Source organism: Bradyrhizobium sp. URHD0069, from assembly GCF_000701345.1.
Classification (GTDB): domain Bacteria; phylum Pseudomonadota; class Alphaproteobacteria; order Rhizobiales; family Xanthobacteraceae; genus Bradyrhizobium.
In genome coordinates, this window is sequence record NZ_JNIJ01000026.1 from 25,327 (window position 1) to 47,567 (window position 22,241).

A 22,241-nucleotide genomic window follows, 5' to 3' on the forward strand; every position below is an offset into this window, starting at 1 on the left:
CTCACGCGCCCTCCTGCTCGGCCGGCGCCGCAGCAGCCTGCTCGCCGCTGCCCTCGGCCAGGCGGAACTTGCCGGGCTTCGGCGCATCTTTCGGCAACGCCTTCTTCACGGCATCGCGCACCGCGATCCATCCGCCCTTGGAGCCGGGAACGGCGCCTTCGACGAGGATCAGGCCGCGCTCGACATCGGTCTGCACCACGCGCAGATTGAGCGTGGTGATGCGATCGACGCCCATGTGACCAGGCATCTTCTTGTTCTTGAAGGTCTTGCCGGGATCCTGACGTCCGCCGGTCGAACCGATCGAACGATGCGAAACCGACACACCGTGGGTGGCGCGCAAGCCGCCGAAATTCCAGCGCTTCATGCCGCCGGCGAAACCCTTACCGACCGAGGTGCCGGTGACGTCGACGAACTGACCGACCACGAAATGGTCGGCCTGAATTTCGGCGCCGACCGGGATCAGCGCGTCTTCCGACACGCGGAATTCGGTGACCTTGCGCTTGGGCTCGACCTTGGCGACCGCGAACTGGCCGCGCTCCGCCTTCGGCAGATAGACGGTCTTGCGGGTACCGGCCCCGAGCTGCAGCGCGACGTAACCGTTCTTCTCGGTCGTGCGATGACCCAGCACCTGGCAGTTGCCCAGCTTCAGCACGGTCACAGGGATATGTTCGCCGGTCTCCGTAAAGACCCGCGTCATCCCGACCTTTTGTGCGATCACTCCGGAGCGCATCGGCGTGCTTCCTGTTCTTTCTGTCCGCTACCTGCGGACGGGAGCTAAAAACTTAGAGCTTGATTTCGACGTCAACACCGGCGGCCAGATCGAGCTTCATCAGCGCGTCCACGGTCTGCGGCGTCGGATCGACAATGTCGAGCAGGCGCTTGTGCGTGCGCATCTCGAATTGCTCGCGGCTCTTCTTGTCGACGTGCGGCGAACGGTTGACGGTGAACTTCTCGATGCGGGTAGGCAGCGGAATGGGTCCGCGAACCTGAGCACCGGTCCGTTTCGCCGTGTTCACGATCTCACGCGTCGACGTATCGAGAATTCGATGGTCGAACGCCTTGAGCCGTATGCGAATATTCTGGCCGTTCATTGCCGTGTCTTTCTTTGTCGTCTTGTCGCCAATGGTGGGTGGCGAACAGCGAATGGCTCAACGCCATCCGCTATTCGTCATTCCCTATTCGATTACTCGATGATGCTGGAGACGACACCCGAACCGACGGTGCGGCCACCTTCGCGGATCGCGAAGCGCAGCTTTTCTTCCATCGCGATCGGCACGATCAGGTGCACTTCCATCGCGATGTTGTCGCCCGGCATCACCATTTCGGTGCCTTCGGGCAGATGCACGACGCCGGTCACGTCGGTGGTGCGGAAGTAGAACTGCGGCCGGTAGTTGGTGAAGAACGGGGTGTGACGACCGCCCTCTTCCTTGGTCAGGATGTAGGCCTCAGCCTTGAACTTGGTGTGAGGCTTGACCGAACCCGGCTTGCACAGCACCTGGCCACGCTCGACTTCCTCGCGCTTGGTACCGCGGAGCAGCGCGCCGATGTTGTCGCCGGCCTGGCCCTGATCGAGCAGCTTGCGGAACATTTCGACGCCCGTGACGATGGTCTTCTGGGTGTCGCGGAGACCGACGATTTCGATTTCCTCGCCGACCTTGACGATGCCGCGCTCAACACGGCCGGTCACCACGGTGCCGCGGCCCGAGATCGAGAACACGTCTTCGACCGGCATCAGGAACGGCTGGTCGATCGGACGCGCCGGCTGCGGAATGCTTGCGTCGACCGCCTTCATCAGCTCGAGGATGGCGTCGTGGCCGAGCTTCGGATCCTTGTTCTCGAGCGCTGCGAGCGCCGAGCCGCGGATGATCGGAATATCGTCGCCCGGGAATTCGTACTTCGAGAGCAGTTCACGGACTTCCATTTCCACGAGCTCGAGCAGCTCGGGATCGTCGACCATGTCGCACTTGTTGAGAAACACGACGAGCGCGGGAACGCCGACCTGACGGGCGAGCAGGATGTGCTCGCGGGTCTGCGGCATCGGGCCGTCGGCGGCCGACACCACCAGGATCGCGCCGTCCATCTGCGCAGCACCGGTGATCATGTTCTTCACATAGTCGGCGTGGCCCGGACAGTCGACGTGGGCATAGTGCCGGTTCGCGGTTTCGTATTCGACGTGAGCGGTCGAGATCGTGATGCCGCGCGCCTTTTCTTCGGGCGCTTTGTCGATCTGGTCGTACGCCGTGAACGTCGCACCGCCGGTTTCAGCCAGCACCTTGGTGATCGCCGCCGTCAGCGATGTCTTGCCATGGTCGACGTGACCGATGGTTCCGATGTTGCAGTGCGGTTTGGTACGTTCAAATTTTGCTTTGGCCATTTGACTCTCCGTTCAATCGTTAGCTGCCAACCAACGATAATCAGGCAAACTTTTTCTGGACTTCTGCCGACACGTTTGCCGGCGCTTCAGCGTAGTGATCGAATTGCATCGTAAAGGTCGCGCGCCCCTGGCTCATCGAGCGCAGGTTATTCACGTAGCCGAACATGTTCATGAGCGGCACCATCGCGTTGATGACGTTGGCGTTGCCGCGCATGTCTTGACCCTGGATCTGGCCGCGCCGCGAGTTAAGGTCGCCGATGACGGACCCGGTGTAATCTTCCGGCGTCACCACTTCGACCTTCATGATCGGCTCGAGCAATACCGACTTGCCCTTTTGCAGCGCCTCGCGGAATGCCGCACGCGATGCAATTTCAAAGGCCAGCGCCGAAGAGTCGACGTCGTGATAGGCGCCGTCCACCAGTTGGACCTTGACGTCGACCACCGGGAAGCCGGCGACCACGCCCGAGGTCAAAACGCTGTTGAGGCCCTTTTCGACACCGGGGATGTATTCCTTCGGCACCGCGCCGCCGACGATCTTGGATTCGAATTCGAATCCCTTGCCGGGCTCGTTCGGTTCGACAATGAACTTGACCCTCGCGAATTGACCGGTACCGCCGGTCTGCTTCTTGTGGGTGTAATCGACTTCCGCGCGCTTGGTGACGCGTTCACGGAACGCCACCTGCGGCGCGCCGATGTTGGCATCGACCTTGTAGGTGCGCCTCAGGATGTCGACCTTGATGTCGAGATGGAGTTCGCCCATGCCCTTGAGAATGGTCTGGCCGGATTCCTGATCGGTCGAGACCCGGAACGACGGATCCTCCGCGGCAAGCTTCGCCAAGGCGACGCCGAGCTTTTCCTGGTCGGCCTTCGACTTCGGCTCGATCGCGATTTCGATGACCGGCTCCGGAAACTCCATCTTCTCCAGAATCACCGGCTTGGCCGGATCGCACAGCGTGTCGCCGGTGCGGGCTTCCTTGAGGCCGGCCAGCGCGACGATGTCGCCGGCAAAGGCTTCCTTGATGTCTTCGCGGTTGTTGGCATGCATCAGCAACATGCGGCCGATGCGCTCCTTGCGGTCGCGGGTCGAGTTGACGACGCCGGTGCCCGACAAAAGCGTGCCGGAATAGATGCGGCAAAAGGTGATGGTGCCGACGAAGGGGTCATCCATGATCTTGAACGCAAGCAGCGCCAGCGGCTCCTTGTCGTTCGGCAGGCGAACGATTTCGTTGCCGTCTTCATCAACGCCCTTGATGGCGGGCACGTCGATCGGCGACGGCAGATAATCCACGACCGCGTCGAGCAACGGCTGCACGCCCTTGTTCTTGAAGGCCGAACCGCACAGCACCGGGAAGAACGCGCCGGTCAGCACCGCCTTGCGGATCAGCCGCTTCAGCGTCGCCTCATCAGGCTCCTTGCCGTCGAGGTAAGCGGCGAGCGCGTCGTCATCGAGTTCGACGGCGGCTTCCAGCATCTTCTCGCGATATTCCTTGGCCTTGTCGGCCAGATCGGCGGGAATATCGATGTCTTTGAAATTGGCGCCGAGCGCCTCGTCTTCCCAGACCACGCCCTTCATGCGGACGAGATCGATCAGACCCTTGAAGTTGTTCTCGGAACCGATCGGCAATTGAATCGCAATCGGCTTGGCGCCGAGGCGGTCGACGATATCGTCGAGACATTTATAGAAATCAGCGCCGGTCTTATCCATCTTGTTGGCGAAGACGATGCGCGGAACCTTGTACTTGTCGCCCTGACGCCAGACGGTCTCGGTCTGCGGCTCAACGCCCTGGTTCGAATCGAGCACACACACCGCGCCGTCGAGCACGCGCAGCGAACGCTCGACTTCAATGGTGAAGTCGACGTGGCCGGGAGTGTCGATGATGTTCAGACGCTTGCCGTTCCAGAACGCGGTGGTCGCGGCAGACGTAATGGTGATGCCGCGCTCCTGCTCCTGCTCCATCCAGTCCATCGTCGCGGCACCTTCGTGCACTTCGCCGATTTTGTGGCTCTTGCCGGTGTAATAAAGGATACGCTCGGTGGTCGTGGTCTTACCGGCATCGATATGCGCCATGATACCGAAGTTGCGGTAGTCCTCTATGGCATGAACGCGGGGCATGGGTTGTTCCTTAAATCCGTTCGTTTCGCCGTTACCAGCGATAGTGCGAGAAGGCGCGGTTGGCTTCCGCCATCCGATGCACGTCCTCACGCTTCTTGACGGCGTTCCCCCTGCCATTCGATGCGTCGAGCAACTCGGCCGAGAGCCGCTCCGTCATCGTCTTTTCATTGCGGTCGCGCGCCGCCGAAATCAGCCAGCGAATCCCAAGTGCCTGCCGCCGTACCGAGCGGACTTCGACCGGTACCTGATAGGTGGCGCCACCGACGCGGCGCGAACGAACTTCGATCGTCGGCATTACATTCTCGAGCGCCTGCTCGAAAACCGTCAGCGGGCTCTGCTTGGTCTTGGTCTCGATCATGCCGAGCGCGCCGTAGACGATGCCTTCGGCGACCGACTTCTTCCCGGCGTACATCACCGAGTTCATGAATTTCGTAATGATGATGTTTCCGAACTTCGGATCCGGAAGCACTTCACGCTTTTCAGCAGAATGGCGGCGAGACATGGATCAGGTTCCCGATTATTTCGGACGCTTGGCGCCGTACTTCGAACGGCGCTGCTTGCGGTTCTTGACGCCCTGGGTATCGAGGACGCCGCGGAGAATGTGGTAGCGCACGCCGGGCAAATCCTTGACGCGGCCGCCGCGGATCATCACCACCGAGTGCTCCTGGAGGTTATGGCCCTCACCCGGAATGTAGCCGATGACCTCGAAGCCATTGGTCAGGCGCACCTTGGCCACTTTGCGAAGCGCCGAGTTCGGCTTCTTCGGTGTGGTGGTGTAGACGCGCGTGCAAACGCCGCGCTTCTGCGGCGACTGCTGCAGCGCCGGCACCTTCTTGCGCGACTTCTGCACCGTACGCGGACTTGCGATCAGCTGGTTGATCGTCGGCATGTCAGCCTTCACCCTTTAATTCGCGCGAAACCGGCATCGGTTCCGCAAATTCTTCTCAGGACCACCGGTCCCATTCGGCCGCAACGCGCGAATAGGCCCGCGCAAAGCGAAATCGCGCCAACTGCTCATTGCTGAGCGGAAAGCGCTTCGACGCCACAGAGGACCGCAGTCGTAACTGATCAGCGTGTGCTGCTCAGTTGGCTACCGAGGTCATGCATCCGAAATCAATCTCAAGAGGACTTGCTCAAGAGAACCAAGATCGTCCTGGCATTGCCTAGCTATAATCGACAGCGTTTGAGCGGCATTCGTCGAGGGTGGTGCCCGTCTCGATCCCAGGAAATTGCCGAGGGACTGAAAGGGTGATCCGTTCCGACTCTGGCGTCGCTCACCGCCTGTCGTTAAGTGCGCGGTTTCTATCGGCGCAGCATGGCCAAGTCAAGGCGAAACGACAGTGAACGAAGCGCCTCTCGCGTCTGCAGAATCGACCACTTCGGGACTCGCAAAACTCGCCAAAAGCAAGCTCCCCGCCGGCTAAATTTCAGCCGAATCCTAATTTTACCCGGGTATTATATGGCAACGCGCTTCCAGCGTCTAATACGAGGCTGGCTTTGAGGCTACCCTATTCGCCCTATCCCGTCGAAGGTGTTCACCGACGTCGAACGGCGTGTGGATTCGAGAACGGGATTTACCGGCGGGTAAGCGCTTGGCGCGCTTTGTGGCGGTTCGGTGAAGGCATGTCGCGACAGCTGCGCAAATCGGCTCAACGCGGCAAGCGAGTTGCGCGTTTATCCTCGTCATCATCGCCGTCGGCGTCCGCCGAATCGGCCGCGTCATGCGACTTGTGGCTCTGATCGTCCCACAGCTTTCGATACACGCCATTGGCGGCGAGCAGCTGCGCGTGCGAACCGCGCTCGATCGCCTTGCCGCCTGAAATCACGATGATCTCGTCCATCTCGACCACCGACGTGAGGCGGTGAGTCGAGAAGATCATGGTGCAGCCCTTGGAAAGCTTCAGCAGTGTCTTGTTGATCGCGGCTTCGGTGGTCTGGTCAAGCGCCGAGGTCGCCTCATCGAGCAGCAGAATCGACGGATTGCGGACGATGGCCCGGGCAATCGCGATGCGCTGGCGCTGTCCGCCCGATAGCGTATCGCCGCGCTCGCCAACGGAGGTATCGTATTTTTGCGGAAGACTCATGATGTAGCGATGGATTTCGGCCTTGCGCGCCGCTTCCTCGACCTCTTTGTCGGTCGCGCCTTCCTTGCCGAGCCGGATGTTTTCCCGGATCGACATGTTGAACAGCATGTTTTCCTGGAACACCACCGCCATGCTCCCGCGCAGCGACTCGCGCGTCACTCTGCGGATATCGACGCCATCGATGGTCACGCGACCCTCGTTCGGTACGTAGAGGCGAAGGATCAGGTTGAGCAGCGTACTCTTGCCGGAGCCGCTCGGGCCGACGATAGCGATGCTCTTGCCGACATTGAGCTTGAGACTGAGATTCTCGAGAACCGGCGTTTGGCTGCCTTCATATTGGAACGTGACGCGGTCGAAGGTGATGTCGTTGGTGATGCGCGGCAGGTCGGGTGCGCCCGGACGATCAGCGCCGCGGGTCGGCTCGTCCAGCAATTCCTGAATGTGCCGTACCGCCGCCGCCGACTGGATCGACACCGGAATGAAATGCATCAGGTGGGCGATGTTGTAGGACACCTCCCAGAACGCGCTTTCGAACGTCACGAAGGTCCCGATAGTGATCTGGCCCTTGGTAGCGAGATAGGCGCCGATCGCGAGCACCACGAGGTGCAGCAACAATACGGAAATCGTAACGGTGCGCTCGACCATGGTCGACAGGAAAACCGCAGAAGCGGTCTTTTGCCGAACGTCGTTGTTACGCATCGTGAACCAGCCGAACGTCCGGCGCTGCAAGCTGAATGCCTTGACCACCGCTTGCGCGGCGACGTTTTCCTGCACCATGCCGAGCAGCGACGCCTCATTGAGCTTCTGTTCGTAATTCGCCTGTACCGCCTTCGGCGTCAGGATGCGCGGGCCGATCAGCGTGATCGGAAACACCAGGAGCGCCACCGCCGCGAGCTGCCAGTTCAGGAACAGCATCAGGATGATGCCGGCGATCAACTCCAGGAACGGCAATGCCGCGCCGTTGGCAAAACTCTTGATAGAGCCTTCGAAAGCCGAAAGATCGATCGAAAACCGCGATAGAATTTCGCCGCGCCTGGTGCGCGCAAAATAGGCTGCCGGCAAATTCTGAACGTGCTCGAACAGGCGCGACCGCACATCGGAGATAATGCAGGCGGCAAGCCGCGCGTCCCATCGCTCGTACCAGACCGCGACGATCGAGGTGAAGATACCGGCCGCCGCGAGCACGCCGAGGATCACATAGAGCGCCTGGAAATCCTCTTCGCCGAGGGCATCGTCGATCAGGAATTTCAGGCTCAGAGGCATAATGACGTTGAACAGCGTCTCGATCACGACGCCGATGCTGACGAATACCAGCATTCTCTTGTAGTTGCTCAGGAACGGTTTGACGAACGCATAGATCGTCGCGAGCGCGCCGGCGGCTTCCTTTGCGGTAAAGACGACGAGATCCTCACCTTCTTCATCGTCAACCTCAAGCCCGTCAGCACCATGCTCGTCATCGGGCGGAGGCGGCTCGACCGCCTTGTCGCCAACGGCGCGATACGCAGCCTCAGTCTCCGCCGCAAGCTTCTCCTCGAGCTCCGGCGCCGCAGGATTGGCGGAAGCGGCTATCTGATTCTCTGACGAAGGAGGCTTGGACGCCATGAAACCAATCGATGCTGCACGGCCGGCATGACCGCAAAAACGGCCCCGTTGCTCTTAAATCGCAGGGCTGAACCAAGCTTATGCGATCAGAACGCGTTCGGCAAAGCAACAGCCGGCAACTTTCTGCCGGTCATCCGGCGAACGCCGGGACCCGGCGCGTTTGCTTGTAGAGAATATCTGTCCCAATGCTACAGGGACATGACAGGGCGCGATGAGCGGAGTTGCGCTCACGCTCGCCATTCCGGCGTTCGCCGGGATGACGAGTTGACCGGCTCGGTTCAGTCGCCGGCTTCGACCTTGTCAAAGAACGAGTAGCGCAGGCTGTCGGAGTCCGCATACCACCGGCCCGGCCCCTTGTTGGCGGCCAGGGTCGCCGCCCAGAGCGCGTCCCTGCAGTCGTGGCGGTGCATCGACAGGTCGAAGCCGTTAGAGAAGAACAATTCCGACCATTCCCACCAGGTGGCGAGCTTCTTCACGCCGCGCAATAGGTCGTATTGGTCGATCAGGGCCGGCGCCAAATCCGATGTCACCGATCCGAACACGAGGCCGGCCTTCGTCACGCGGTTCAACTCGCGAATAGCGTGTGGCACCCGCCTTTCCGCGACATGGCATAGGCTTGTCTCGAACACGAAATCGAATTCGCCGTCCTTGAACGGCATATCGAGGATCGATCCAAGCTTGTTGAAATTTTTCAGGGCTTTCGGCGTCTTGGCGTGGATCGCGCGGTTGTTCTCGATGCCCCACGCATCGATTCCGCGAGCGCGCAGCGCTCCCACGAATTCCCCGCTGGCGGACCCGGCGACCAGCAGCTTGTAACCCTTGGCTCGGTTCCAGACGATGTTGATGAGATCGGTCAAATATGCGGGATCGGCAAACCGGCTCCAGGCTTCGCTGTAGGGGCCGAGCCCGCGATAATTCTCGAAATACTCGCGATCGATCTTATTGGACGTGGATTTGCCGCGCGCGCGGCGCAACCGCACCATCTCAGTGAGGATGATGTCGGTGGCGGCGTCGGAGGAATCCAGCAGTCCGTTCAGCGTCGAGTCGAACAGATAATCGCCGACCACCACCAGGCCTGGATGCTGCTTCGGTTCGGGCCGATGATTTGTAATGACGTCGCGCGCCGGCAAACCGCCCGGCAGCGCATTCACCGACGAAAGCCAGCGATGGCTCTTGCCTTCCACGAAATGCGCGCGCGCGTCGCCCAGCGAGGCCGGCAGGGATTTCAGCGCGGCATCGATCAATTCCTGATCGCTGAGGTTGGCGAAAGCCAACGCGTCGGAACCGGCGATCAGCCAATTCAGGACGCCGTGCTTGCCGACGTCATGACGCGCGCCTTCGTTATAAACGCAGCAGCCGCCGAACGCTTCCGACATGAACCATGAGCCCGGGATCTTCTCTCCCCAGAACGGCTCATCGAACAGGATCGAGACCCGCAGATAATGCGCGGGGCGATCGAAATAGGCGACGTGCTTGACCATCGACTTGCGCAGTTGTTCGCCGTCCCATCGCATGGTCACCAGCCAGGAGTGCGGCAGGCACACCAGCACGAGGTCGAAATCTTTTGTCTCCGGTCCCTTGCCGTTCATCATGTTGAGCTGATAGCGGCCGGCTGCGGTCTTGCCGACCTTGAGGACGCGGTGATTGAGCTGAATATCGGCGTCGACCTCGGACTGCAGGCACTCGATCAACTGCTCGTTGCCGTTCTGGATCGAATAGAGGCCGATGTAGCCGTCGACATCCATCACGAAGTTTTTCAGCGCATTCAACCCGTTGGTGTTGTGGCTCTCGGTGGCGAGGTCGGAGCGCGCCATCACCTTGAGGAAGCGCTTGGCGATGGGATCGTCCACTTCCCTGTCAAGTAGCTCCTCGCAGGTGATGTAAGCCCACGGATGCTCGTTGTCGTGGGCGCCCACGCCTTCGTAATATTCGGCTGGAGACATTATCTCGGTGCAGCGCCTGCGGAACGCTTCGATCGCGTCGGCAGTCTTGGCGCCGTATTTGCGGCGCATGCCCGCCACGTCGTTCAAGAGCTCGCCATCGAACTGGACCTGCTCCGCATCCATCGGAATGGTCTGCAGGCCGAAATGCTGGATCAGTTCGCGCAGCGGGTCGGGACCACTCATCGAGTAATCGTAAATTTCGGCGAGGCCGGCTTCGTACATCGCGGGCGCTGAATCGAATTTGCGTGTCAGGATCTTGCCACCAACGCGGTCGGAAGCCTCGTAAATGGTGACGCGGCAGAGCTCGCCGAGCTTCTTTTTGAGGTACCAGGCGCTCATCAGGCCGCCCGGCCCGCCGCCAACGATTGCAAGATCGAACATCTGCTTTCCGTGATCCCCCGCCCCCTCAGGAGCATCCGGTTCTTAAGTCAGCCTAGAGCGCGGTCGGCAAAAGTCGAATCCGCTCTTTGCCCGGGATCGCGCCCCAAATTGTCGATTTAGCGGGCAATCCTAATCGGTAACCTGCCCCCTCCCTCGGCCGGGCCCGAGGCCATTTTTGACGGATGGCTAGCAGAAGCGCTTTTCAGCCTGAAGGAAAGATGAACAAACGAGGCTCACCCGCCATAACGACCAAAAACCCACAAAAAGGCCGGCAAAAGCCGGCCTTTTTCTCACATCATGAATCCGCGAGGCTTATTCTGCCGGCGGCAGCGCCAGAGGCTCGACTTCCGGTGCCGCAGGCACGATGGTTGCCTGCTTCTCGCGCTCATCGAGGATCAGCTTGTCGCGCTTGACAGCGACTTCGCGGATCTTGGCCATCGAGGCGCCGGTGCCCGCCGGGATCAGCCGGCCGACAATGACGTTCTCCTTGAGGCCGTCCAGCGGGTCCACCTTGCCATTGACGGCGGCTTCGGTGAGCACGCGGGTGGTCTCCTGGAACGAGGCCGCCGAGAAGAACGAGCGGGTCTGCAGGCTCGCCTTGGTAATGCCGAGCAGCACCGGCGTTCCCGTGGCGGGCTTCTTGCCCTCTTCCTTCGCCTTGGCGTTGACCTGGTCGAACTCGATCTTGTCGATCTGTTCGCCCGAGATCATGTCGGTTTCGCCCTGATCGGTGATCTCTACCTTCTGCAGCATCTGACGGACAATCACCTCGATGTGCTTGTCGTTGATGAGCACGCCCTGCAGCCGGTAAACCTCCTGGATTTCGTTGACCAGATAGGCAGCGAGTTCCTCGATGCCCTTGATCGCCAGAATGTCGTGCGGCGCCGGATTGCCTTCGACGATGAAATCGCCCTTTTCGACGATATCGCCGTCCTGCAGATGGATGTGCTTGCCCTTCGGGATCAGGTACTCGCGAGTCTCCTCGTTCTTGTCCATCGGCTCGATCGAGATGCGGCGCTTGTTCTTGTAGTCGCGGCCGAAGCGAATGGTGCCCGCGATTTCCGCAATGATCGCCGCGTCCTTCGGCTTGCGAGCCTCGAACAGTTCCGCAACCCGCGGCAGACCGCCGGTGATGTCGCGGGTCTTCGCGCTCTCGGTAGAGATACGCGCGAGGATGTCGCCGGTCTTGACCTTCGCGCCGACGTCGACCGAGAGAATCGCGTCAACCGAAAGCATGTACCGAGCGTCACCGCCACGGGCGAGCTTGAGGATCTTGCCATCCTTGCCCTTGATGACGATGGCCGGACGCAAATCCGCCCCGCCCCGCGACGTGCGCCAGTCGATGACGACGCGCTTGGCGATACCGGTGGATTCGTCCAGCGTCTCCGAGATCGATTGACCCTCGACCAGATCCTCGAACCCGATGGTGCCCTCGACTTCGGTAAGAACGGGCCGGGTGTACGGATCCCATTCAGCGATACGCTGGCCACGCTTGACCATATCGCCCTCGTCGACGTGCATGCGCGCGCCGTACTGAATGCGATGGGTCGCACGCTCGGTACCGTCGGCATCGGTGATGGCAACCACCATGTTGCGGACCATCGCGACCAGATGGCCTTCGCTGTTCTTGGCGATCGCCTTGTTCTTGATCGTTACCTTGCCGTCGAAATTCGACTCGACGAACGACTGCTCGTTGATCTGCGCAGCGCCGCCGATATGGAACGTGCGCATCGTCAACTGGGTACCGGGCTCGCCGATCGACTGTGCGGCAATAACGCCGACCGCTTCGCCGTGGTTGACCGGCGTGCCGCGGGCGAGATCGCGGCCATAGCACTTGCCGCAGATGCCATTGACGAGTTCGCAGGTCAGTGCCGAACGGATCTTCACTTCCTGAATGCCGGCCTGCTGGATGGCGTCGACATGCGTCTCCTCCATCAGAGTGCCGCGCTTGACCACGATCTTGTTGGTCGCGGGATCGCGCAGGTCCTCGCCCGCCGTGCGGCCGAGAATGCGGGACGCCAGCGACGCAACCACCGTGCCGGCATCGATGATGGCGCGCATCTTGATGCCGAGCTTGGTGCCGCAATCATCTGCCGTGATGATGCAGTCCTGCGCCACGTCGACGAGACGACGCGTCAGGTATCCCGAATTCGCCGTCTTCAACGCGGTGTCGGCAAGACCCTTGCGGGCGCCGTGGGTCGAGTTGAAGTATTCAAGAACCGACAGGCCTTCCTTGAAGTTGGAAATGATCGGCGTTTCGATGATCTCACCCGAGGGCTTGGCCATCAGTCCGCGCATACCGGCGAGCTGACGCATCTGCGCCGGCGAACCGCGCGCACCCGAATGCGCCATCATATAGATCGAGTTGATATCAGCCTCGACGCCTTTGGCGTTCTTCTTGGTCGAGGAGATTTCCTTCATCATCTCCTTGGCGATTTCTTCCGTCGCCTTCGACCAGGCGTCGACCACCTTGTTGTACTTTTCGCCGTGGGTGATCAGACCGTCATTGTACTGCTGCTCGAAATCCTTCGCCAGCGTACGGGTGGTATCGACGATCTTCCACTTGCCGTGCGGCACGACCATGTCGTCCTTGCCGAACGAGATACCGGCCTTGAACGCATTGTAGAAGCCGAGCGCCATGATCCGATCGCAGAAGATCACGGTCTCCTTCTGACCGCAGTGACGATAGACCAGATCGATCACCCCGGAGATTTCGCGCTTGGTCATCAGCTTATTGATGACGTCGAACGAAATCTTCGGCGATTTCGGCAGAACATTGCCGAGCATCACGCGACCGGCCGTCGTCTCGACCCAGTGCTTCGCGGGCTTGCCAGCCTCATCCATGCCATCCCAGCGATACTTGATCTTGGTGTGGAGGTGGATGACCTTCGAGTGCAGCGCGTGCTCAAGCTCCGCGATGTCGCCGAAAATCTTGCCTTCGCCGGGAAGACCTTCGCGCATGATCGACAGATAATACAGGCCAAGCACGATATCCTGCGACGGCACGATGATCGGCTGGCCGTTGGCGGGATGCAGGATGTTGTTGGTCGACATCATCAGCACGCGCGCTTCCAGCTGGGCTTCCAGCGACAGCGGAACGTGCACGGCCATCTGATCGCCGTCGAAGTCGGCGTTGAACGCGGCGCACACCAGCGGATGCAGCTGGATCGCCTTGCCCTCGATCAGCACCGGCTCGAACGCCTGGATGCCAAGCCGATGCAGCGTCGGCGCACGGTTCAAGAGCACGGGATGCTCGCGGATCACCTCGTCGAGAATATCCCAGACCTCGGGACGTTCTTTTTCAACGAGCTTCTTCGCCTGCTTCACCGTGGTGGACAGACCTTTGGCGTCGAGCCGCGAATAGATGAACGGCTTGAACAGCTCCAGCGCCATTTTCTTCGGCAGGCCGCACTGATGCAGCCGCAGTTCGGGACCAACCACGATCACCGAACGGCCGGAATAGTCGACGCGCTTGCCGAGGAGGTTCTGACGGAAGCGGCCTTGCTTGCCCTTCAGCATGTCAGCCAGCGACTTCAACGGGCGCTTGTTGGCGCCGGTGATGACGCGGCCGCGGCGGCCGTTGTCGAACAATGCGTCGACCGCCTCCTGCAGCATGCGCTTTTCGTTGCGGATGATGATGTCGGGCGCGCGCAGCTCCATCAGCCGCTTCAACCGGTTGTTGCGGTTGATGACGCGGCGGTAGAGATCGTTCAGATCCGAGGTCGCGAAGCGGCCGCCATCGAGCGGCACCAAGGGGCGCAGGTCCGGCGGAATCACCGGCACCACCGTGAGGATCATCCACTCCGGCTTGTTTCCGGAATAGCGGAACGCTTCGACGATCTTCAACCGCTTGGCGAGCTTCTTGTGCTTGATGTCGGATTCGGTCTCCTGCATCTCGGCGCGCAGCGACGCCTCGAGCTTTTCGAGTTCAAGTCCCTTCAAGAGCTCGCGGATCGCTTCCGCGCCGATCATGGCGGTGAAGCTGTCCTGGCCGTATTCGTCCTGCGCCTTCAGATACTCGTCTTCCGACAGCAACTGACGGTCCTTAAGCGCGGTGAGACCCGGCTCGAGAACGACGTAGTATTCAAAGTAAAGAATCCGCTCGAGATCCTTCAGCGTCATGTCGAGCAGAAGGCCGATGCGGGACGGCAGCGACTTCAGGAACCAGATATGCGCAACCGGTGCGGCCAGTTCGATGTGGCCCATGCGCTCGCGCCGGACCCGCGACAGCGTCACTTCGACCGAGCACTTCTCGCAGATGATGCCCTTGTACTTCATGCGCTTGTACTTGCCGCACAGGCACTCGTAGTCCTTGATCGGCCCGAAAATGCGCGCGCAGAACAAGCCGTCACGCTCGGGCTTGAACGTACGGTAATTGATGGTCTCCGGCTTCTTGATTTCGCCGTAGGACCACGACAGAATCTTCTCCGGCGACGCGATGGAAATCCGAATCTGGTCGAAGACCTGAGCCGGCGTCGTCGGATTGAAAAGATTCATGATCTCTTGATTCATCGTCTTCTCCTTAACCGGTGCCTCGTGTCCCGGATGCGACGCCGCGCGCGAGCGGTGCGTTGCTGATCCGCGACCGACGGGCCGCCGAAAAATTTCCTAGTCCCGGGTCTGCCGCGCAACAGGTCGTGCTGCGCGGCGCCCGGGGCGCCAACTTCCTTACTCCGCCGCCTCAGATGTCGGCGTCCCGCTCAGCTTCGAGTTGTGCAGGTCGACGTTGAGGCCCAACGAACGCATTTCCTTGACCAGCACGTTGAACGATTCCGGGATACCGGCTTCGAACGTGTCGTCGCCGCGCACGATCGCCTCGTACACCTTGGTACGGCCGGCGACGTCGTCCGACTTCACTGTCAGCATTTCCTGGAGCGTGTACGCCGCGCCGTAAGCCTCGAGCGCCCACACTTCCATTTCACCGAAACGCTGGCCGCCGAACTGCGCCTTGCCACCCAGCGGCTGCTGGGTCACGAGCGAGTACGGTCCGATCGAACGCGCATGGATCTTGTCGTCCACAAGGTGATGCAGCTTGAGCATGTAGATGTACCCAACCGTCACCTTGCGATCGAACGCGTCACCGGTCCGGCCGTCATAGACGGTCGATTGTCCGGACGCATCGAGACCGGCAAGCTTCAGCATCTCCTCGATATCGGCTTCCTTGGCGCCGTCGAACACCGGGGTCGCGATCGGCACACCATGAGCAAGATTTCGGCCGAGTTCCAACAGCTCGTTGTCGTTGAGCGATTTGATGGTTTCCTCGTCGCCGTAGATCTTCTTCAAGGTCTCCTTCAGCGGCTTGGTGTCCTGCTTGGCGGTCGCGAGGTAAGCGTCGATGGTCTGGCCGATGCGCTTGCCGAGGCCGGCGCAGGCCCAGCCGAGATGGGTCTCGAGAATCTGACCGACGTTCATGCGCGAGGGCACGCCGAGCGGATTGAGCACGATGTCGGCATGCGTCCCGTCCTCAAGGAACGGCATGTCCTCGATCGGAACGATCTTGGACACCACGCCCTTATTGCCGTGACGGCCCGCCATCTTGTCGCCGGGCTGAATCTTGCGCTTCACCGCGACAAAGACCTTGACCATCTTCATCACGCCGGGCGGCAACTCGTCGCCACGCTGCAATTTCTCGACCTTGTCGAGGAAGCGCTGTTCGAGGCCCTTCTTCGATTCGTCGTACTGCTTCCGCATCGCCTCGATTTCGGCCATCAGCTTGTCGTTGGGCGAAGCAAACATCCACCACTGCGAACGCGGATGCTCGTCGAGCACCGCACGCGTGATCTTGGTGTCCTTCTTGAAGCCCTTCGGACCAGCAATGCCCTGGCGGTTTTCCAGCAGCTCGGCCAGGCGGCTATAGACGTTGCGGTCGAGGATCGCCTGCTCATCGTCGCGGTCCTTGGCCAGACGCTCGATCTCTTCCCGTTCGATCGCCAGAGCGCGCTCGTCCTTGTCGACGCCGTGGCGGTTGAAGACGCGAACTTCGACGATCGTGCCCTGCACGCCCGGAGGCACGCGGAGCGAGGTGTCACGAACGTCGGACGCCTTTTCGCCGAAGATGGCGCGCAACAGCTTTTCTTCCGGCGTCATCGGGCTTTCGCCCTTCGGCGTGATCTTGCCGACCAGGATGTCGCCGGCCCGCACTTCCGCGCCGATGTAGACGATGCCGGCTTCGTCGAGGTTCTTCAGCGCTTCTTCCGAAACGTTCGGAATGTCGCGGGTGATTTCCTCCGGACCAAGCTTGGTATCGCGGGCCATCACCTCGAATTCCTCGATGTGGATCGAGGTGAAGACGTCGTCCTTCACGATCCGCTCGGAGAGCAGGATGGAGTCTTCGAAGTTGTAGCCATTCCACGGCATGAACGCGACCAGCACGTTGCGGCCGAGCGCGAGTTCGCCGAGATCGGTCGAGGGACCATCGGCAATGATGTCGCCCTTGCGCACGAGGTCGCCGACCTTCACCAGCGGACGCTGGTTGATGCAGGTCGACTGGTTGGAGCGCTGGTACTTCATCAGCCGGTAGATATCGACGCCCGACTTGGTGGGGTCGAGATCTTCCATTGCGCGAATAACGATACGGGTGGCGTCGATCTGGTCGATCACGCCGGACCGGCGGGCTGCGATCGCGGCGCCGGAGTCGCGGGCAACCACGCCTTCCATGCCGGTGCCGACAAATGGCGCTTCGGCGCGCACCAGCGGCACGGCCTGACGCTGCATGTTCGAGCCCATCAGCGCGCGGTTGGCGTCGTCGTTCTCCAGGAACGGAATCAGCGCCGCCGCCACCGAAACCAGCTGCTTCGGCGACACGTCCATATAGTCGACCTTGTCCGGCGTAATCGGCAGCACTTCGCCGGCATGACGGCAGACGATCAGGTCCTCGGTGAAGCGGCCGCGGCTGTCGAGCGGCACGTTGGCCTGAGCGACACGATACCGGCCCTCCTCCATCGCCGAAAGATAGATCACCTCGTCGGTGACGCGGCCGTCCTTGACCTTGCGATAGGGCGTTTCGACGAAGCCGTATTTGTTGACGCGCGCAAAGGTTGCGAGCGAGTTGATCAGGCCGATGTTCGGGCCTTCCGGCGTCTCGATCGGGCAGATCCGGCCGTAATGCGTCGTATGCACGTCGCGCACCTCAAAGCCGGCACGCTCGCGGGTCAGGCCGCCCGGGCCAAGCGCCGAAAGACGGCGCTTGTGGGTGATCTCCGACAGCGGATTGGTCTGATCCATGAACTGCGACAGCTGCGACGAGCCGAAGAACTCGCGCACCGCGGCGGCTGCAGGTTTGGCGTTGATCAGGTCCTGCGGCATCACGGTGTCGATATCGACGCTGGACATGCGCTCCTTGATCGCGCGCTCCATGCGAAGCAGGCCGATACGGTACTGGTTCTCCATCAACTCGCCGACCGAGCGCACGCGCCGGTTGCCGAGGTGATCGATGTCGTCGATTTCGCCCTTGCCGTCGCGCAGATCGACCAACGTCTTGATGACGGCGAGAATGTCTTCCTTGCGCAGCGTGCGATGGGTGTCGGGCGCATCAAGTTCGAGGCGCATGTTCATCTTCACGCGGCCGACCGCGGACAGGTCATAGCGCTCAGGGTCGAAGAACAGCGACTGGAACATGGTCTGCGCCGAATCGATGGTCGGCGGCTCGCCGGGACGCATCACGCGATAGATGTCGAACAGCGCGTCTTCACGCGTCATGTTCTTGTCGGCATGCAGCGTGTTGCGGATATAGGCGCCGACATTGACATGGTCGATGTCGAGCAGCGGCAGCTCCTTGTAGCCATGCTCGTTGAGCGTCTTCAGCGACTTCTCGGTGATTTCCTCGCCGGCCTCGGCGTAGATTTCACCGGTCTTCGGATTGACGAGGTCTTCGGCCAGGTAATTGCCGATCAATTCCTCATCCGACAGGCGTAGCGCCTTCAGTCCCTTGTCCTGGAGCTGACGCGCGCCGCGCACGGTGAGCTTCTTGCCGGCTTCGAGCACAACCTTGCCGGTGTCGGCATCGATCAGGTCATTGATCGTGCTGTAGCCGCGGAAACGGGTGGCATCGAAAGGCACGCGCCAGCCATCCTTGGCGCGCTTGTAGATGATCTTCTTGTAGAACGTGCTCAGGATGCTTTCGCCGTCGAGACCGAGTGCGAACATCAGCGAGGTCACGGGGATCTTGCGGCGGCGGTCGATGCGCGCAAACACGATGTCCTTGGCGTCGAATTCGATATCGAGCCAGGAACCGCGATAGGGAATTACCCGCGCGGCAAACAGAAGCTTGCCCGACGAATGGGTTTTGCCCTTGTCGTGATCGAAGAACACGCCGGGCGAACGATGCATCTGCGAGACGATGACGCGCTCGGTTCCGTTGACGACGAAGGTGCCGTTCATGGTCATGAGCGGGATGTCGCCCATGTAGACGTCCTGCTCCTTGATGTCCTTCACGGACTTGGCGCCGGTCTCTTCGTCAATATCGAACACGATCAGGCGCAGCGTCACCTTCAGCGGCGCGGCATAGGTCATGCCGCGCTGGCGGCACTCGTCGACGTCATACTTCGGCGGCTCGAACTCGTAGCGGACGAATTCGAGCATCGACGTGCCGGAGAAATCCGAGATCGGAAACACCGACCGGAACACTGCCTGCAAGCCTTCGTCCAGCCGCCCGCCTTGGGGCTCGTCGACCATCAAGAACTGGTCATAGGACGCCTTCTGAACCTCGATGAGGTTCGGCATCTCTGCGACTTCCTTGATATGTCCGAAGAACTTGCGAACGCGTTTGCGACCGGTGAACGTCTGCTGCGCCATCGTGGCCTCTCATTTCGTCGCCCGTCAGAGGCGAACCTTCCGAAGCGCGATTGGCATCGCCCCCGGGTTGAATTTCGATTCGTTCCTAAATCTGGAACCCTTGCCAGGATTTAACTCCTGAATCGAGGTGCCAGACCTTCAAAACGCAAAACGACGCGCGGGGCGCTTGAACGCACCCGCCCGTCACAACCATCTCTTCACGGACTGCAAAAGCCCGAAATTGCCTATCTCCCAACGGCTTGCGCAGAAACGCTGCCGTTCCCGCTGCCCACCGTGCTTTCGTGCTGTCGTCTCCATATGGGACGACAATCGTGGAGATTCGAGGGGCAACCCTTCGAATCCCCACACATTCTTGTGTACAACACGATCCGGGTTACCCCGCCCACGTCTTGCCCTTAATCCCCGGATCGGGCTCGGTTTTGCCTCGCCTGTCCAGGAATTTCGCTGAAATAACTTACTTCAGCTCAACCTTGGCGCCAGCCTTCTCGAGCTGAGCCTTGATCTTGTCGGCTTCGTCCTTGTTCACGCCTTCCTTGACCGGCTTGGGCGCGCCTTCGACGAGGTCCTTGGCTTCCTTGAGGCCCAGGCCGGTGATGGCGCGGACTTCCTTGATGACTTCAATCTTCTTCTCGCCGGCGGCAGCGAGAACGACCGAGAACTCGGTCTTTTCTTCAGCGGGAGCAGCGGCAGCGCCGCCACCGGCGGGACCGGCAACCGCAACGGCGGCAGCGGCGGACACGCCCCACTTTTCTTCGAGGAGCTTTGCGAGCTCGGCAGCTTCGAGCACGGTGAGGCTCGAGAGGTCGTCAACAATCTTCTGTAAGTCAGCCATTGATCTGTTTCCTTAAGCGTATCGGTTCGAACCAGGTTTGAATTTTGCGAAGGGCGTCAGGCCGCTTCGCCCTTTGAGGCATAGGCCTGAACCACGCGCGCAAGCTTGGCCGCGGGCGCGGTGGAGAGCTGAGCGATCTTGGTCGCCGGCGCCACCAGGAGGCCGACGATCTTTCCACGCAACTCATCAAGCGACGGCAGGGCGGCAAGCGCCTTCACGCCATCGACATTCAGGATGGTTTTACCCATCGATCCGCCGAGAATGACGAACTGCTCGTTCGTCTTGGCGAATTCAATGGCAACCTTCGGCGCCGCTACCGGATCGTTTGAAGTCGCGATCACGGTCGGCCCCTTCAACAGGGAACCGATGGCAACGACGTCCGTGCCTTCAAGAGCAATTTTGGCGAGACGGTTCTTCGAGACCTTCACCGACGCGCCCGCCTGCTTCATCTGCATGCGCAGCTTCTGCATCTGGGCCACGGTGAGGCCGGAATAATGAGCCACGACCGCAACGCTCGTGGTCTTGAACAGACCGTTCAGCGTCTCGACCGCGTCCTTTTTTGCCGCTCTTTCCACAGCAAGCTCTCTCCGGTTTGGCGGCCTTTGCCTGATGGCAGGACCGCCGGGTTACACCCATCGTCCCGCCTGAACCTGACCTCGAGACATTTCAGTCTCGGGACCGTCGGGCAGAACGACATTGAAAAGCCTGCCCTCCCGGGCCTTGCGGGCCACGGGGTATCGAGGTTCGAACCATATCCGCCGCCCGTCGCGCGGAACGCGACGTAAAGCGAAATCCGGTCTTCACCCGTCTATGCAGGCTATAAGATTAAGCCGTTGAAGAAACTTTTGGTTTCTCGCGGGCGCCCGCAGTCTTGGACAGGATCGAGGTCATTCGGCATGCCGAAAGACCTCTGCCCACAATCCTCCCAAAGCGACGGGTTCCTTTCCTTTCGAGCTATCCATGCGGATGTCCTGAAAGGAATGATCTCCTATCGAATTGGGCTTTTGGAGTGCGAGCACAGACGTGCCAGCAACGGCCAGCACGCCCGGAAATCATTGTTTAACGAGTCTTTTTCGGCTTGCCAAGCGCTAATTCGCGTCGACTTGGCCGCCCGCGCCATTTCGGCAAAATTTGTGTCGAATCGCCGGTTCAGGTGCCCCGGACCTCATAGGGCAGCGGTTTGCCTGCGAAAAACGCCTCCAGATTGGCGATCACGCAATCCTGCATCGCAACGTGCGACTCAAGGGTATGGCCGCCGATATGCGGGGTCAGCACGACATTTGGAAAGGCGGTTAGCGCGTCCGGCACGTGCGGCTCCTTCTCGAACACGTCGAGACCGGCGCCGGCAATCGACCCGTCCGCGAGCGCCGCAACCAAGGCCCGTTGATCGATCACCGAGCCGCGCGAGATGTTGACGACATAGCCGTCCTTATCGAGCCGTTGCAGGATTTTGGCATCGACGGCGTGATGGGTGTCCGCGCCCGCGCGAACCGCAATCATCAGGATGCTGCACCAATCCGCCAGCGCTTCGAGGCTCGGCAGATACTGATAGGGCACGTCATGCCGGCTGCGGCTGAAATAGCCGATCTCGGCCTCGAATGCCGCAACGCGGCTTGCAATCTTGCGGCCGATCTCGCCCATGCCGTAGACGCCGACGCGGCGGCCGCGCATGCCCGGTTGCGGCCGCATCATCGGCGAAGGCCTTGCCGACGACCAGTTTCCGCTTCGAACGTAATCGTCCGCCGGCAGCAGACGCCGCGTCACCGCCAGCATCAGCGTAACGGCGATATCCGCAACGGATGAGGCATTCGCACCCGGACTGTGACCGATCGCGATTTTCCGTTGAACTGCGGCGGCAAGATCGACGCCGTCGTACCCGGTGCCGTAGCAGACGATCGCGCGGAGCGACGGCATTTGGTCCATCACGGCGCCAGCCAGCGGCGTTCCGCCCGCGGTGATCATGGCACGAACGCCTGAGAGCTGTTCTGCGGTGAACACCTCATGCGGCGGCTTGCCCGCGGCGTCCATCAGATCGAACTGCTCTCCGATCCGCACCATCATCGCCTTCGGAAAGCGCGAATAGATCAAGACTTTATGGGGCATAGACTGATTTTCTCAG

General features: G+C 60.8%; 13 protein-coding genes. All 13 read right to left on the bottom strand.

The annotated features are described in order from the left end of the window. Position 1: 1 nt before the first annotated feature. Positions 2-730 (bottom strand): 50S ribosomal protein L3, encoded by a 729-nt coding sequence (rplC, locus tag N554_RS0117020; RefSeq protein ID WP_029584563.1) that lies wholly within the window; start codon positions 728-730, stop codon positions 2-4. A 52-nt stretch (positions 731-782) separates the two neighbouring features. Further along, positions 783-1,091, bottom strand: coding sequence for a 30S ribosomal protein S10 (gene rpsJ / locus N554_RS0117025; protein WP_002712302.1), 309 nt, complete (start codon positions 1,089-1,091; stop codon positions 783-785). 92 nt (positions 1,092-1,183) lie between these two features. Beyond that, on the bottom strand, positions 1,184-2,374 hold the full coding sequence (gene tuf / locus N554_RS0117030; RefSeq protein WP_029584564.1) for an elongation factor Tu: 1,191 nt from the start codon (positions 2,372-2,374) through the stop codon (positions 1,184-1,186). A gap of 40 nt (positions 2,375-2,414) precedes the next feature. Continuing rightward, positions 2,415-4,487: an elongation factor G gene (gene fusA, locus N554_RS0117035; RefSeq protein WP_029584565.1), complete on the bottom strand. Its 2,073-nt coding sequence runs from the start codon at positions 4,485-4,487 to the stop codon at positions 2,415-2,417. 31 nt (positions 4,488-4,518) lie between these two features. Next, positions 4,519-4,989: a 30S ribosomal protein S7 gene (rpsG, locus tag N554_RS0117040; protein WP_029584566.1), complete on the bottom strand. Its 471-nt coding sequence runs from the start codon at positions 4,987-4,989 to the stop codon at positions 4,519-4,521. A gap of 15 nt (positions 4,990-5,004) precedes the next feature. Beyond that, on the bottom strand, positions 5,005-5,376 hold the full coding sequence (gene rpsL / locus N554_RS0117045) for a 30S ribosomal protein S12 (RefSeq protein WP_029584567.1): 372 nt from the start codon (positions 5,374-5,376) through the stop codon (positions 5,005-5,007). Between the two features lie 760 nt (positions 5,377-6,136). Further along, the gene (locus N554_RS0117050) at positions 6,137-8,173 is read right to left on the bottom strand and encodes an ABC transporter ATP-binding protein (RefSeq protein WP_029584568.1); all 2,037 of its coding nucleotides are present in this window, start codon (positions 8,171-8,173) and stop codon (positions 6,137-6,139) included. 278 nt (positions 8,174-8,451) lie between these two features. Next, positions 8,452-10,497 (bottom strand): FAD-dependent oxidoreductase, encoded by a 2,046-nt coding sequence (locus tag N554_RS0117055; protein ID WP_029584569.1) that lies wholly within the window; start codon positions 10,495-10,497, stop codon positions 8,452-8,454. Between the two features lie 312 nt (positions 10,498-10,809). Beyond that, the gene (gene rpoC, locus N554_RS0117060) at positions 10,810-15,009 is read right to left on the bottom strand and encodes a DNA-directed RNA polymerase subunit beta' (protein ID WP_029584570.1); all 4,200 of its coding nucleotides are present in this window, start codon (positions 15,007-15,009) and stop codon (positions 10,810-10,812) included. A 156-nt stretch (positions 15,010-15,165) separates the two neighbouring features. Further along, positions 15,166-19,290, bottom strand: a complete 4,125-nt coding sequence (rpoB, locus tag N554_RS0117065; protein ID WP_029584571.1) for a DNA-directed RNA polymerase subunit beta — start codon at positions 19,288-19,290, stop codon at positions 15,166-15,168. Positions 19,291-19,744: 454 nt separating this feature from the next. Beyond that, entirely contained in the window at positions 19,745-20,122 is a 378-nt protein-coding gene (rplL, locus tag N554_RS0117070) for a 50S ribosomal protein L7/L12 (RefSeq protein WP_029584572.1), read from the bottom strand. Positions 20,123-20,178: 56 nt separating this feature from the next. Next, positions 20,179-20,697: a 50S ribosomal protein L10 gene (gene rplJ / locus N554_RS0117075; RefSeq protein WP_029584573.1), complete on the bottom strand. Its 519-nt coding sequence runs from the start codon at positions 20,695-20,697 to the stop codon at positions 20,179-20,181. Between the two features lie 574 nt (positions 20,698-21,271). Further along, positions 21,272-22,225 carry a 2-hydroxyacid dehydrogenase gene (locus N554_RS0117080; protein WP_029584574.1) on the bottom strand — a complete coding sequence of 318 codons (954 nt, stop codon included), beginning with the start codon at positions 22,223-22,225 and terminating at the stop codon, positions 21,272-21,274. Positions 22,226-22,241 lie beyond the last annotated feature (16 nt).

Bases quoted from the DNA above. Each gene is read 5' to 3' on its own strand.
- rplL (WP_029584572.1), bottom strand. From the start codon at position 20,122: ATGGCTGACTTACAGAAGATTGTTGACGACCTCTCGAGCCTCACCGTG.
- N554_RS0117050 (WP_029584568.1), bottom strand. From the start codon at position 8,173: ATGGCGTCCAAGCCTCCTTCGTCAGAGAATCAGATAGCCGCTTCCGCC.
- N554_RS0117055 (WP_029584569.1), bottom strand. From the start codon at position 10,497: ATGTTCGATCTTGCAATCGTTGGCGGCGGGCCGGGCGGCCTGATGAGC.
- tuf (WP_029584564.1), bottom strand. From the start codon at position 2,374: ATGGCCAAAGCAAAATTTGAACGTACCAAACCGCACTGCAACATCGGA.
- rpoB (WP_029584571.1), bottom strand. From the start codon at position 19,290: ATGGCGCAGCAGACGTTCACCGGTCGCAAACGCGTTCGCAAGTTCTTC.
- rpsJ (WP_002712302.1), bottom strand. From the start codon at position 1,091: ATGAACGGCCAGAATATTCGCATACGGCTCAAGGCGTTCGACCATCGA.
- rpsL (WP_029584567.1), bottom strand. From the start codon at position 5,376: ATGCCGACGATCAACCAGCTGATCGCAAGTCCGCGTACGGTGCAGAAG.
- N554_RS0117080 (WP_029584574.1), bottom strand. From the start codon at position 22,225: ATGCCCCATAAAGTCTTGATCTATTCGCGCTTTCCGAAGGCGATGATG.
- rplC (WP_029584563.1), bottom strand. From the start codon at position 730: ATGCGCTCCGGAGTGATCGCACAAAAGGTCGGGATGACGCGGGTCTTT.
- fusA (WP_029584565.1), bottom strand. From the start codon at position 4,487: ATGCCCCGCGTTCATGCCATAGAGGACTACCGCAACTTCGGTATCATG.
- rpoC (WP_029584570.1), bottom strand. From the start codon at position 15,009: ATGAATCAAGAGATCATGAATCTTTTCAATCCGACGACGCCGGCTCAG.
- rpsG (WP_029584566.1), bottom strand. From the start codon at position 4,989: ATGTCTCGCCGCCATTCTGCTGAAAAGCGTGAAGTGCTTCCGGATCCG.